Source organism: Sporosarcina pasadenensis (assembly GCF_047228845.1).
Classification (GTDB): Bacteria; Bacillota; Bacilli; order Bacillales_A; family Planococcaceae; genus Sporosarcina.
The window spans coordinates 124,521-138,419 of sequence record NZ_JBFEGM010000005.1 but is presented as its reverse complement, the minus strand read 5'-3'; the positions used below and the strand labels follow the sequence as shown (position 1 = coordinate 138,419).

14 protein-coding genes are annotated in these 13,899 nt (G+C 44.6%); 12 read left to right on the top strand and 2 right to left on the bottom strand.

All coding sequences use genetic code 11. From position 1 onward, the window contains the following. Positions 1 to 30: 30 nt before the first annotated feature. A complete protein-coding gene (locus AB1K89_RS08880; RefSeq protein WP_413054413.1) occupies positions 31 to 2,493 on the bottom strand; it encodes an EAL domain-containing protein in 2,463 nt (820 codons plus the stop codon). 359 nt (positions 2,494 to 2,852) lie between these two features. Here AB1K89_RS08880 and rihC point away from each other — a divergent pair, with 359 nt between their 5' ends. Further along, entirely contained in the window at positions 2,853 to 3,791 is a 939-nt protein-coding gene (gene rihC, locus AB1K89_RS08875; RefSeq protein WP_413054412.1) for a ribonucleoside hydrolase RihC, read from the top strand. 180 nt (positions 3,792 to 3,971) lie between these two features. On the opposite strand, the gene AB1K89_RS08870 is transcribed toward rihC, so the two are convergent. After that, the gene (locus AB1K89_RS08870; RefSeq protein ID WP_413054411.1) at positions 3,972 to 4,316 is read right to left on the bottom strand and encodes a DUF192 domain-containing protein; all 345 of its coding nucleotides are present in this window, start codon (positions 4,314 to 4,316) and stop codon (positions 3,972 to 3,974) included. A 150-nt stretch (positions 4,317 to 4,466) separates the two neighbouring features. Here AB1K89_RS08870 and AB1K89_RS08865 point away from each other — a divergent pair, with 150 nt between their 5' ends. The 11 genes from AB1K89_RS08865 to AB1K89_RS08815 all read left to right on the top strand — a co-directional run bounded on the left by AB1K89_RS08865 (position 4,467) and on the right by AB1K89_RS08815 (position 13,895). Next, the gene (locus AB1K89_RS08865; RefSeq protein WP_413054410.1) at positions 4,467 to 4,634 is read left to right on the top strand and encodes a Flp family type IVb pilin; all 168 of its coding nucleotides are present in this window, start codon (positions 4,467 to 4,469) and stop codon (positions 4,632 to 4,634) included. 84 nt (positions 4,635 to 4,718) lie between these two features. Further along, positions 4,719 to 5,225, top strand: coding sequence for an A24 family peptidase (locus tag AB1K89_RS08860; protein ID WP_413054409.1), 507 nt, complete (start codon positions 4,719 to 4,721; stop codon positions 5,223 to 5,225). Continuing rightward, complete coding sequence (locus AB1K89_RS08855) at positions 5,222 to 5,602, top strand: TadE family protein (protein WP_413054408.1); 381 nt, start codon at positions 5,222 to 5,224, stop codon at positions 5,600 to 5,602. The genes AB1K89_RS08860 and AB1K89_RS08855 overlap by 4 nt, the downstream gene beginning before the upstream one ends. After that, positions 5,603 to 6,535, top strand: coding sequence for a pilus assembly protein TadG-related protein (locus tag AB1K89_RS08850; protein ID WP_413054407.1), 933 nt, complete (start codon positions 5,603 to 5,605; stop codon positions 6,533 to 6,535). A gap of 26 nt (positions 6,536 to 6,561) precedes the next feature. Next, positions 6,562 to 7,149: a Flp pilus assembly protein CpaB gene (gene cpaB, locus AB1K89_RS08845; RefSeq protein ID WP_413054406.1), complete on the top strand. Its 588-nt coding sequence runs from the start codon at positions 6,562 to 6,564 to the stop codon at positions 7,147 to 7,149. Then, complete coding sequence (locus AB1K89_RS08840; protein ID WP_413054405.1) at positions 7,146 to 8,312, top strand: CpaE/TadZ family protein; 1,167 nt, start codon at positions 7,146 to 7,148, stop codon at positions 8,310 to 8,312. The genes cpaB and AB1K89_RS08840 overlap by 4 nt, the downstream gene beginning before the upstream one ends. Further along, positions 8,312 to 9,640 carry a TadA family conjugal transfer-associated ATPase gene (locus AB1K89_RS08835; RefSeq protein WP_413054404.1) on the top strand — a complete coding sequence of 443 codons (1,329 nt, stop codon included), beginning with the start codon at positions 8,312 to 8,314 and terminating at the stop codon, positions 9,638 to 9,640. Before AB1K89_RS08840 ends, AB1K89_RS08835 begins: the two co-directional genes overlap by 1 nt. Further along, positions 9,637 to 10,590 (top strand): type II secretion system F family protein, encoded by a 954-nt coding sequence (locus AB1K89_RS08830; RefSeq protein WP_413054403.1) that lies wholly within the window; start codon positions 9,637 to 9,639, stop codon positions 10,588 to 10,590. Before AB1K89_RS08835 ends, AB1K89_RS08830 begins: the two co-directional genes overlap by 4 nt. Positions 10,591 to 10,593: 3 nt before the next feature. Beyond that, positions 10,594 to 11,520 (top strand): type II secretion system F family protein, encoded by a 927-nt coding sequence (locus AB1K89_RS08825; protein ID WP_413054402.1) that lies wholly within the window; start codon positions 10,594 to 10,596, stop codon positions 11,518 to 11,520. Positions 11,521 to 11,917: 397 nt separating this feature from the next. Continuing rightward, complete coding sequence (locus AB1K89_RS08820) at positions 11,918 to 13,390, top strand: TcaA NTF2-like domain-containing protein (protein WP_413054401.1); 1,473 nt, start codon at positions 11,918 to 11,920, stop codon at positions 13,388 to 13,390. Positions 13,391 to 13,403: 13 nt separating this feature from the next. After that, on the top strand, positions 13,404 to 13,895 hold the full coding sequence (locus AB1K89_RS08815) for a zinc ribbon domain-containing protein (protein WP_413054400.1): 492 nt from the start codon (positions 13,404 to 13,406) through the stop codon (positions 13,893 to 13,895). The last annotated feature ends 4 nt before the right edge of the window (positions 13,896 to 13,899 follow it).

Below are 13,899 nucleotides of genomic sequence, written 5' to 3'. Positions count from 1 at the left end.
CTAGCATTCAGCTTCCACGTTTGGAGGCGACTAAATGCCGATAACACCATCTGATTTATTGACACAGTACTGATACACCTTCGCCATAGCTTGCGCTCGATCCGTTACATTTAGTTTTTGGAAGATGCGAGAAATATGATTTTTCACTGTATGTTCACTTATATAAAGATCTTGTGATATTTCTTTATTACTTAATCCTTCTAGTAGTAAATCAAACACTTCTACTTCTCTAGTAGTGATCGAATATTTCTCCTTAATTTGGTCTAATGCTACCGGGATAGGATTTTCCAATTGTTCCTCATGCGGAACCTTAACATCGAAAACCATGACGTTTTCTTGTAACATCATTTTTTCAAAAGTTCGTTGGGGAACAGGTGGGCTAAATATATATCCCTGGACTTCGTCACATTGATTCGCACTCAAGAAATCGAGCTGTTCCTTTGTCTCTACTCCTTCAGCAACAATCGATAGATCTAACGATTTTGCCAACGAAATAATCGTAGAAGTAATCAACCTGTTTTCATTCGTCGTATCCAATATTCCTTGAATAAAGGATTTATCGATTTTAATTATTTGAATAGGTAAACGGCTTAAATAGTGCAGGGAAGAGTAACCTGTCCCAAAGTCATCAATGCTAATTGTAATACCCATTTCTCTTAAACCATGCAATGTGTTTATGATGTAATCCTCATTTTTTAATAAAGCTGATTCGGTTAACTCAATCTCTACTAGATTCGCAGCTACTTTGGTTTCCTCTAAAATCTTCTCGAATTTAGATAACAGATCCTTTTGCATAAATTGCTGTGCAGAGAAGTTTATTGCAAGACGTACGGAGTTGTAATCATTTTCCTCCCAACACTTCATTTGTTGGCAGGCAGTACGTAACACCCAATCGCCAATTTCTACGATTTGTCCGGTTTGCTCTGCAAGAGGAATGAACTCGCTTGGTGATACAGTACCCCAGCTTGGATGATTCCAACGGAGTAACGCTTCGGCACTTTCGACTTTTCCAGTGGCAATATTCACTCGAGGTTGGTACACAAGTTCAAACTCATCTCGCTCAATTGCTTTTCGCAAATCATTTTGCATTATAAAAGATCGATAGGATTGCATATTCATACCTGAATGGAATACACGATATTTATTCTTGCCTTGCTCCTTTGCCTGATATAAAGCAATGTCTGCATTTTTAATCAGTTCATAAAATTCTACTCCGTCATATGGGAAGATGCTTAGTCCTATGCACGTTGTAATGTACAATTCATAGTCATTAACGACCAACGGCTCTTGAAGTGCTTCTAAAATATGAGCCGCAACTTCTAATGCGCTATCCCTATCCGTGTTTGGCAATATAATGTTGAATTCATCCCCACCAACTCTTGCCAAAAAATCTTGATCTCTTACACTCCTACAAAGCCTACCTGAGACTTCTTGGAGAACACGGTCCCCGATAGAATGACCGAGGGAATCATTAATATATTTAAATCGGTCCATATCCAAGCACATAATTCCTAATGGTTGATTGACCTCTCTTGCGTTCTTTAAATGATTAATTAGTGTTTCATTAAAAGCCCGTCGATTCGGTAAGTCCGTTAAGAAATCATGGTAGGCCATATGTTTAATTAATGCTTCACTTTTTTTATGCTCAGTAATATCCCGTGCCGTACAAGCGATGATGAGTTGATTTTGAACTAACTTCCACCCAATTTGAACTTCCGCCAAAAAAGTTGTCCCATCTTTTCTCGTTAAAGAAATCTCCTTATGACTCTCATAGCCACGTAGACTTTCGTAGTGCTGAATTTTCATGAATAGGTTTTCTAAATAATCTATTGATTCGTTTTCGGTAAATAGTACTCTGACATTCTTGCCTAGGAGCTCTTTATTGTGATAGTGAAGCTTCTTTTCACCTGAAGGATTCACCTTTAATATTTTTCCTTCTTTATCTAGAATAATCATAGAATCTTGTGATGTATCACTAATCACATTTGCTAATGCTTCTGATAAAAGTAATTTAGAAGTGGTCTCAGAAAGATCTTTATTGACATTCTCCAATTCTATTGTTTTAGAGGTTAACATAGCTGCTTGTTGCACAAGCTTGCGTTCCATTTTATATATGTCGACAAACCCTTCCACTTTTGCTTTTAAAATAAGTGGATCAACAGGTTTGAGTATGTAGTCGATAGCCCCTACAGAATAACCCATGAAAATATGTTCCGACTCCATATTATTTGCTGTAATAAATAAGATTGGAACGTTTTTAGTCTTTTCACGGGCTTTAATAATTTTCGCAGTCGTAAAGCCATCCATGCCAGGCATCTGAACATCTAACAGAATGAGGGCAAATTTATCTTTTAATAAACATTTAAGCGCTTCCTCCCCTGAAGAAGCTTTAACTAAATTGTATTCATCTCTTTCAATAATTGCTTCGATCGCTAATAAATTTTCTGGTCGATCATCTACCAAAAGTATATTAATACTCTCTTCTTTTTCCATACTTAAGCCCTCCTCCCATGTAGTGAGTTGTTAGTCCTGTATAAAGATTAACATAATTTAAAGAAAAAAGAATTACTACTTGTGATTTACTATGAATTGAAGGAGAGAAAATTAATTTAGATATCCATTCTAAAAGCGATTCATTTCCTTTCAATGAGGAATGGATCGCTGTTTTTATTACACTTGGTACAGGTGCAAAAGAAGATGAATTTGAGGTCATCAATACAACCTAATTCCTTTGCAGTACAACGAACTGGCTTGTGAGAGACTAAAAGGGATGCTTTGGGATACCATTGAAAAGAAAAGTACCATGATGTTTTTCCAACCTACCCTTATAATTGGAGAAGGAAATTAAAGAAATGAGGACTGATCTTATGAAAACACCGATTATTATCGATACTGACCCGGGAATTGATGACGTAATTGCAATCACAGCTGCATTGTTTGCAGAAGAACTCGATGTGAAATTAATTACGACTGTCGGGGGCAATGTTGGAATTGAAAATACGACGAATAATGCTGTAAACTTGGTGAATTTCTTAGGGAAAGATATACCGGTTGCAAAAGGTGCGGATCAACCGCTACTGAATAAATTAGTATCTGCTGCACAAGTTCATGGTGAAAGTGGAGTTGGCGGCTACCATTTCGAAGCAAAAGAGAATTGTACGCTTCTTTCAAGTAAGCATGCAGTTGAGGAATTAAGGGATGCTATTCTTAATTCAAACGAGCCGATCACGCTTGTGCCGATTGGGCCTTTGACGAATATCGCATTGTTATTGAAAATGTATCCTGAAGTGAAAAACAATATTAAAGAGATTGTCCTCATGGGTGGCGCAGCGAAAGGGGGCAACATGACACCGGTAGCTGAATTTAATATGTTCGTAGATCCGCATGCGGCAAAGATTGTTTTTGACGAGCAAATTAAAATCGTCATGTGTGGATTGGATGCGACACTGCAGACACGCATTTCAACCGACGATATAAAGGAAATTGCGGGCTACGGTAAAGTGGGGGAGATGGTGAGCCAATTGCTAAGTCACTACGACAGCCCTTCATCGACCGAGAACTATATTGCAATTCACGATCTGTGCACCATCTTTTATTTGACGAGACCGGAACTATTTACAGGTAAACGGGCGACCGTCAATGTCGTCACGGAAGGCGAGGCATCGGGGTGTACAATTACGCATTATAACGAAGACGGACATGTGCATGTATGCTTGGACATTGACGTAGAGGAATTCAGACATGAATTCATTGCGACCTTCAAGAAAGTGAATGAGAAATTGGAGGCGTAAATTGAGGTGCCAAATTGAGGTGCCTGTGCAGTAAACTAATCAGTTAATTCACTACAATTGCATATTTGAAAGAGAAGAAGTCGAACAAATCAACCTTTGTTCGACTTTTTTTGCATACATATGCTTTTTGTTGAATTGTCATAAATGTGTGCTGCACAGGCACCGACACAATTCGCACAATTAGTTTAGGTAGTTCATTTGAATTGTATCATCGACGCGGATCTTTTCTGCTTTGACTGTGCCGAGGGGTAGTTCGAGTGTGGAGTGGGCGTTTTTCACAGGAGGTACGACTCGCCACGGTCTTAAGTAGGATATTGTTTTGATGACACGGTTTGATTTGTTGAGGAATATGACGTCAATTGGATGGCGTATAAAGAACATATGGATGGAGTTGCAAGGTATGAGATGAAGACCTTTGTTGATGAGTGGCCCTTTATGACCTGAAAGTCCTGTGAGTCTCTTCCAGAAAGTATCCGCGCGTATGATTTGGAATGGCAGCAAAATCGTTTTGGAGATAGCAATCAAGCCTCCTTTTTAACTAGCTTATTCGTTGAGGACTGTAAAGATTCAGGAATAAATAAAATGCTACTAGGCCATTTGCCCTTCATGGTCGGATTCTACATAATATGATACTTTGAACGGAAAAAGATATAGGGAAATTGGAGGAGGGATTTCGTGAAGTGGTTTAAAAGGCTCTGGAAAGAGGAAGACGGTCAGGCGATGACGGAGTATGGGTTATTGGTGGGGTTAATTGCGATTGCAGTAATTGCGGTGCTAGTATTTTTAGGTCCGGCATTGGCGGGGCTATTCCAAGATATTTTAGATGCTATAGAAGATATCTAAACTTTACCGTAAGAGGAATTGAAGACAGTTTAGCAAATAGCCCGACTTTAGTTGGGCTATTTCCATATGAAAGGAGAATTCCGTTTGGCCAATATTATGATTGCAATTGTCCTCCTTATTTCAGTTGTCACCGATGTACGTCAACGAAAGATATTGAACGTTATTACTTTGCCTGCTATTTTATTAGGTTTCCTTTTTCATGGTGTGACGTCTGGTTTCGACGGGTTACTCATGAGTGGTCTTGGATTTTTGGTCGGGCTTGGGCTGTTGATCATCCCGTTCATCAAGGGGGGAATCGGAGCGGGGGATGTCAAATTGCTGGCAGCAGTCGGTGTATGGAAGGGTGCGGTTTTCGTACTGTACACGACCCTTTTCGGGGCAGCCATCGGAGGAATCATCTCTCTCTTTATTTTACTGAAAAATAGAAGGCTCCGCTCCACAATTCAACATACGCTTTCTTCCTTTCTCGTATTCAATCAAAACAAAGACATCCAGAAACTCGGTCAATCGCACAAGTCGCTATACGTTCCTTATGCAATCCCGATCGCAATAGGTGCGATATTGGCGTTCGTAATGGAGGCGTATATGTGAAATCACAACGGGGGCAGGCGCTAGTCGAAACCGCACTCATCCTGCCGATATTGTTAATCTTATTATTTGGCTTAACCGATCTGGGGCGTGTATTTCATGCGTATTTGACGCTCGACCATGCCGGCAGGGAAGCCGCCAGAGTTGCGGCAGTCGGGGCGGATGATGGCAAAATCAATGAAAAGATCGAACTGGCGACGAGCAGCTTGAATCAAGACAAATTGAAAAAAGACATTGATCCGAAACCTAAAGCGAATCGAACGAGCGGGAAAGACGTCACGATTACGTTAAAGTACTCTATTGACCTACTAACGCCGTTTATTAGTTATATGACCGGACCTATAGAACTGGAAAACAAAACAGTAATGAGGGTGGAATAAATGAAAAAAATAATTCATGCGTTGCTGTTTCCAGTGAAGGAAGAGCGCGGCATCGCCAAAATACTTGTCGCCTTCAGCATCGTTGCATTGCTTGGTTTCACTGCCTTCGTCGTCGATGCAGGCGCCATCTATTTCGAAAAAAGCCGGCTTCAAAAAGCATTGGATGCAGCTGTACTTGGAGGGGCACAGCGTTTGTTAGTGTCCCAAGATGAAGCAAAACAAACCGCAAAACATATTGCATCTAAAAACGGATTTACAATAACGGATATTGAATTGGAGACAGAGGCTAAAGCGATCGAAATTGAGAAAACGGTCAATAAGAAAATGACGTTTGCACGAATTCTGGGGATAGAGGATGCTGATATCTATGCCGTTGCACGCGCTGAGTTGGTTCATTCGGCATTGGTGAAGAAGGATGGGATTGTACCTGTTGGCCCTTTATTAGGCGATTATCAAGCAGGCAATCAGTATAACTTGAACTTTGATTCTGGCAACGGCAATAAGGGGAATTATGGTTTTTTAGCGCTTGAAGGAAATGGATCGGCGATGGGTGAAACGATAAAAAATGGAAGTAAATCCACTTATAAAATTGGAGATGAAGTACTCACCGAGCCGGGATTAAGCTGGGGAATTGCTAGACCTGCTTTTCAACATCGAATTGATCAGGATGCGAATAAGCAGCACTGCCAAGTCTATGAAACAGCTGATTTTGACTGTAATCGAGTCATTATTATTCCGTTAATCGAAACTTACAAAGACGCAAAAGGCAGAGACATCGTGAAAATCAGCGGATTTGCTGCAGTTTGGATAGAAAAAGTCGGTACCCAAAACAATCATGTAATTACCGGCCGCTTCATGGATTTCGTCACCGGAGGCATCTTTGATGACAACGGAACTGAGACCAATCTTTATAGAGTGAAACTCGTGAAATAACAAAAAACAATTGAGCAGGTGAAAAGGTGAATCCGAAAAGAATCTGGTTAGTGGCAATCGTGTTTGGATTCCTGGCTGCCGGCATGTTGTATGTCGTCGTTAAGAATTATGAAACTAGTAAACAGGCAGCTCCTGTCGTTGTCGAGGAGACAGAAGCTGAACAACCTGCCAAGCAGGAACCTACCGAGCAGCAACCTACAGAAGTGCAGAAGAATGAAATGCTGCCGATTCCGGAAGGCAAACGTGCGATGACGATTGCGGTGACCGATGTGCAAGGAGTGGCGGGGTTTATTGAGCCGGGATCGCATGTCGATGTCGTGGCGATTTTAGTTGTACCGGAGGAGCAGAAGGAGACGCAGCATGATGCGGCGACGCTATTGTTGCAGGATGTGAAGGTGTTGGCGATTGGCCACGCAGCGGATGACGAGGAAACGATGAACCGTTATCAGATGGTGACGATTGAAGTGACGCCGGTTGAGGGGCTGACGTTGAGCTTTGCGACAAAGTATGATCTTCACTTGCTGTTGCGGGAAGAGGGGGATCATGAGATTGAGCCGGAGCGCACGCACGTCCATGAAGATGATTTGCATAGAGGGGTGTTCAGGCCGATATGAGTAAATTGATCACCTTGACTGGAAACGGGGAATGGGTGTCCCGGATGGAAGAAATTGCAGCGAGCAGCGATATGGAGTTGTATTGGGCAGCAAATGAATCAATGCTATTCGAGCAATTGAAGGCTTTGGCGGGGTATTGTGTCGTCCTGTTGCCGAATCTCAATTTTATCGATATTTATAGTCTCTGTTCGAAGATTTCCCAGTCCTACATGACGACGCCAATCTTGTTCGTGTTCGAGTCGGAAGATGAATTCGATATGAAGCGGGCAATGCGGGCTGGTGCGGATGACGTCATATTCCTTGATGAGCCTCTCGAGAAAATCCAAGAAGCTCTTCGCCATGCGATGGAGAAGAGGGTTTCGTTAGAGCGCAAACAGCCTGAGCTTCGGAATAATGCGAAAGTGATAACGGTTGCGAGTACGAAAGGCGGGGTCGGCAAAACAACGATCGCTGTCAATTTGGCTGCGGCGCTTTCAAAGCATTCGAAACGGGTAGCCATCCTCGATTTGGATTTACAGTTCGGCGATGTGTCGATGTATTTGGACGCGAGGCCGAAGCGGACGATTTACGATTGGGTGAAAGAGGACTTGGATGCGAAACGGATCGAGGACTACTTGACACTTTCCAAACATGGCATTTCCATTTTGGCGGCACCTCAACGTCCGGAATTTGCCGAAGTCATTACGGGAAATGATGTGCGGAAAGCGATCCATTCGTTGAAGCAGCGGTTCGATGTCGTTCTGATCGATGTGTCAAGCCATATGAATGAAAATACTATCGTGGCGCTTGAAAGTTCGGATGAAATTCTCGTCATGACGTATATGGATTTGCCGACGTTGAAAAATAGCAAGTTGCTAATTGAGACGTTGGCTTTATTGGGACTCGAAGACCGTGTGAAAGTTGTGCTGAATCGTCAATTCAAAGTGAAAGGGATTTCGATGGACATGGTGGAACAAGTTGTCGGCGAGAGGCTGTTCGCAACGTTGCCTGCGAAGGAGAAGTTGATGACGACAGCTGCGAATGAAGGGGTTCCTGTACAAATGTCCCATCCGCGGTCGGGATTTGCGCGGAATATAACGAAGATGGCTGATGTGATAGTCCGTCCGAACCAGTCCAACAATAAACTGGCGGAAGTGCTCGGCCATGCAGGGGGGCATGCGTAATGTCATTGCTTTCGCGGCTCGGTGGGAATCAGCAGGAACCGAATCGTAATTCGGCAAAGGGACTGCAGCCGATCGAATTGAACAAGTCGTCCAGCGATCTATGGGTTCGGCTCCATAATCATCTCGTCGATGAGCTGAAAAAACCTGCCCATCAGGATAAGGAGCTGGAGCCGCTCATCCATCAGCTTGCGGATGCGTTTTTTCTGAGTGAAGCGAACCATCTATCGTTTGAGGAAAAGAAGCAGTTGAAGCAGGATGTAACGCATGAACTGACTGGGTATGGCCCGATTTCACCGTTGCTTGCAGACCCTTCCGTCACAGAGGTGATGGTGAATGGGCCGGATGCCGTCTATGTGGAAATCGGCGGCGTTATTGAAAAGGTGAACATTTCATTCCGGGATGACCTTCACATACTGCGTGTCATCGAGAAGATCGTTGCACCGCTCGGACGGCGGATCGATGAAAGCGTCCCGATGGTCGATGCGAGGTTGCCCGACGGCTCGCGTGTGAATGCAATCATTCCGCCTCTTGCCTTGAAAGGACCGACACTCACAATCCGGAAATTTTCCGAAGTGCCTTTTACGATTCATGATTTATTGCGCAAGCATACATTAAATGAAGACATGGCAGCCTTTTTGAAAGCGGCTGTGGAATCTAAGCTTAACATTTTCATTAGCGGCGGGACGGGAACGGGGAAGACGAGTACATTGAACGTCTTATCTTCCTTCATTTCCACGAAGGAGCGGATTGTCACGATCGAGGATGCGGCAGAGCTGCAGCTTTCCCAGGAGCACGTCGTGTCGCTTGAATCCCGTCCGCGGAACATTGAAGGTCAAGGCGAGGTCACGATTCGCGATTTAGTCCGAAACTCCTTACGGATGCGCCCGGACCGCATCATTGTCGGTGAGGTGCGTGGCGCTGAGACGTTGGATATGCTTCAGGCGATGAATACGGGGCATGAAGGAAGTTTGGGGACGGGGCACGCCAACTCACCGAGAGATTTAGTGGCAAGGCTTGAGACGATGGTGCTCATGGCCGGTTTCGACTTGCCGGTACGTGCGATCCGTGAACAGATAGCAGGGGCATTGGACTTGATTGTGCAACAGGATCGGATGAGGGATGGGTCTCGGAAAATAACGAAGATCACAGAAGTTCTTGGAATGGAAGGCGACAATATCATCCTGCAGGATATTTTTGTTTATCAAACGAGTAAGGACACGTTGGGGAGAGTTATCGGTAAATTTACATCGACCGGCATTCGACCTTACTGTTATGAGAGATTATTGATGTCCAGCAATCAGTTCTTGTGGAAGGGGGAGTGGGAATGAAAATGCTCCTGTTCACTTCCCTGGCATTTATCTTTGGCACTTTGCTTTTTCGGCTTTTCATTGTTCTTGTCGTGGAAAAAGGAAAGTACGAGAAAAGGCTGAAACATTATATTGAATGGGAAGTCGTGAAGAAACGTGAAAGGCGGGAAGAGGAGAAGCGTAATTCCCTGATCAAGTCGCTGGCGAAGGCGATTGAATCCGCCTTGAACTTGTCGAAGAATGAACATCTCCTCGTCCAATCGGGGGTGAAGCTCTCGTTAGGGGAGTTGTTTATTAGCCGCGTGATTATTGTCGTTCTCATTCTGTTGATGGGGAATTATTATGAAATGCATTTTCTCTTTGTTGCCATAATAAGTGTCATTGTATTTTATTTGCCGATTGCTTACGTTAAGAGAAGAAGAAGAATTCGCCTGCAATTGGCATCCAACCAACTAGGGGAGGCGCTCGGTATTATCGCGAATGCCATGCGTGCGGGTTTCAGCTTCATGCAGGCGCTCAAAATGGTGGCGGAAGAGATGGATGACCCACTCGGCCCTGAATTCTTGAAAGCGATACAGGAAATCAACTATGGATTATCGTACGAAGAGGCTTTTCACAATTTGCAGGAGAGGCTTCCGGAAAAAGAGTTGGAAATCGTCTTGAATACGTTGATCGTCCAACGGAAAACGGGCGGGAATATGGCGTATTTATTGGAAACGATGCAAAACGTCATCTTCGACCGGGCCCGGATCATAGGCGAAATCCGGACGCTGACCGCACAAGGGCGATTCTCGTCTGTCATCATCACGATTCTGCCGATTGCTCTCGCTGTCTATATCCGGTTGGTGAACCCCGAGTATTTTGCGACGCTGTTTTCCCACCCGGTCGGTTGGGCGATGGTCATTTATGGAGCTTTCAGCATCATTGTCGGCTGGTTGTTTATTAAAAAAATTGTCCATATCGAGGTGTAGGAAGTGGCTTCCGTATTGTTCATCGTGTTCGGTGCACTGTTTTTTACGTTAATCATTGGAGCGGCCCTCAGTCAACTGTTCAGGCGGGAGATTGTTATCTATGGTAGATTGGTTGACTATTTCGGTTCGGACGATGGTATTGATCGGCTAGAAACAGTTCAAGGTAGGAAGGCTTTTAACTGGGGCATTTTAGAGAGAACCAATCGCGGTCTGAAAATGTGGATCGATCATCGCACGAAGCCTGCGAAAAAGAGGGCTTTGGAGGAGAGGCTGCGCGAGGCGGGTTATCCGATGGGCTTGACGCCGACCGATTTCCGGCTCCTTCAATTTCTCGTCGGAGCGACCGTCTTTCTCTGCTTTGTCCTGCTGTTGTTGAAGATGGGGATTCCGGTTATTTCCATAGTGCTTTTGTCTTCTGTCATGGCGATTCTCTCCATGTATTACATGTCTTTTTATGTAAGTGCGCTCATCAAGCGGCGGCGGCTTGCGATCCAGAAGATGATGCCGGATTTCTTCGACATGGTCAACTTGTCGATCGAGGCCGGAATGGGGCTCGATGCGTCAATTATGAAAATAAGCCGGCAGATGAAGGGACCGTTGTCCGACGAGTTTTTGCAAACGATGCGAGATATGGAACTTGGGAAGTCAAGAAGGGAAGCGTTCGCTGACTTGCGGAGCCGCGTGCCGGTCCATCAATTTCAAAGCGTCATCACTTCTTTGATTCAAGCGGACATATTGGGCGTCGGCATGGCAAAGGCGCTGCGCTCATTGACCCAACGGATCCGCGAACAGCGCACACAAATGGCGCGGGAACAAGCAATGAAAGCCCCGGTGAAAATGGTATTTCCGATGCTGCTATTCATCTTCCCAGCGATGTTCATCGTCATGCTGGGACCGTTGGTGATTTATTTGTTGGAGATGGTATTTTGAATCTTATGGGTGCCGCTCCTTTTGGTGCCTGTGCAGGACACTATTCAGTTTATTCACTACAATTGTATATTGCGGAAAGGGAAAGTCAGTCATATGGGGAATGGCTGGCTTTTTTGGTGTGTATTTATACTGGAGGGTGAATTGTCATAAATGTGTGGTGCACAGGCACCGTCACTATTCAGTCTATTCACTACAATTGTATATGAAAAAAGAGAAAGTCGATGGTGGCAACATGTCGTTGGCTTCCTTTTGTATTTTTATCCGGAATGATGAATTGTCATAAATGCACCATGCACAGGCACCTTAGAAGGGGCCTGGTGTGTGGGGGCTTTGAGCATAAACGTGTGGTGGTGTTCATAGGTTGATAGCATCATTTTAAAGAAAGGGGGATATTGTCGTGGTCGGTAAGTTCTGTAAAGAGTGTGGCAGCGGGATTGGGGAAGGGCTGGCTTTTTGTCCGTCTTGTGGAACCGCTGTCCCGGTTTCGTCTGTTCCGGCAAGGTCGTCAGAAATACCGAAAAGGACGAAGACGCCGCGTGAGCCGGTGAAACGGAAGACGAAGGTGTGGCTGTCGGTAGTCGTTGCATTCTGTTTGCTTGCTGTTGGAACTCATTTTATTCTTTCTCATTTGAACGATAGTACGAAGCAGTTGAAGCGCATCTATAATGCGATTATTGATGAAGATGGCGAGGCACTTTTTGCGGAGTTCTATGAGCGGGACGATCTGATTTACGTGAAAGACAGTTTTACAAAGAGTTTGCAAACAGAGGACCTTTCCGTGTTGTTTGACGAGCTGACACATACAGTCGACCGAGTGAAGGATTCACGTTTGACTGAAGTTGTGGTGGATGAGAGCGGAGTTGACTTGTTCCGGGTGAAATATGGCAGACGTTTTTACGTGTACCCGACTGCTTTAATTGAACCGATTCCCCATCCGTTGTTCATCGACACGGATCTTACGGATACGTCTTTAGTAATTGCGGATCGTGAATTCGAGTTGACGGGGAAGCCGTTGACGATCATTAATGTTTTGCCGGACTCCTACACATTGACGTTGAAAGGGAACAATACATACGTTGACACGGAGGAAAGCATTTTTTTTGATCGATCTTCTTTTAATAAAGATGCAGAAATCAAATTGTCCCGATCTGCCTATGCAGTTCAGTTGGAAGGGATGCCTTCGGACAGCATTGTCGTCGTGAATGGCAAATCTACGGAGAAAACACTTGCGGAGCTTCCGTCGATAGCGCCGGTTTTTGGTGGAGGGGCAACGTTCCATGCAATCCGGACTTTGGAAGGCGGCGAAACCGAGGAGTCGGAAAAGGTAATCGGCATTCCGGGTAACTCGATTTCATTCACCTTTCCATTGCTCGTGAAGGAGGAACGGGAGGCGAAGGAGCGGGAAGAGGCTGCAAGGTTGGAGCTGGAAGAAGCGGCAAGATTGGAACGGGAAGAAACAGCGAAAATAGAACGGGAAAAGGCGGAGTCGGATCTTGCACTTCTTCAGGAAGCCACGGAAACGTACCAGGCATTTAGGAGTGCGTATGAGGATGCGCTGAACTTCCGGAATTTTGCGTACGTCGAGCCGTATTTGACTGGCGGAAGTAATGTGTATAAGGAAATGAAGAAGTTCATTGCGGATATGGATCCGGATAGTTTCTATGTATTCTCATCCAATGAAGTAGTGGATGCTGAAATTATCGGCGACGTCATCCATCTGTATGTCCGTGAGAAATTTTATTATACAGATAAGCGTGAGACGCTGGAGTATGACCGCAAAAAACGATATGAGTTCGAGAAGAACGGCTCTGGCAGCGGTTTGCGCATACTTAAAATTCATATTGAAGATACAAAGAAGAATAAATCATGAGGGGGAATTGAGTGTGACCATTCAAACGAAAATCGGTGGCGGGTTAAATAAATTGCAGGACACTATCCAGACGGGCAAGCAGAAGATGCAACTCGTCCAGGAAACGAGTCAAGTGAAGACGGAAATGGAACAGATACGCCAGGAACGTATAAAGCTGATCATTCAGCTTGGCAATGATATTCATTTGAAAATACGAAAAGGCCTTGAAAAGGATGAGAACCTCCTGAAACTATCCGCACTTATCGAGCGACTGGACAAAGAAATTTATTCAAAAGCAAAGCAATTGGAACTTTTGAAAGCCCAGCAAGCAAGCGACACCGCCAGCTGTTCCGGCTGCAAGAATCCTGTCCAGCCGACAGACAAGTTCTGCGGCCATTGCGGGGAAGCGGTTGCCCAGCAGCAAACGAGTGAAGAAACACTTGAAAAGGCTTGCATGAACTGTGAGACGAATATAACGGAATCCGCTGTTTTCTGCCCGTGCTGCGGAATATCCGTGAAGGAATAAGGAG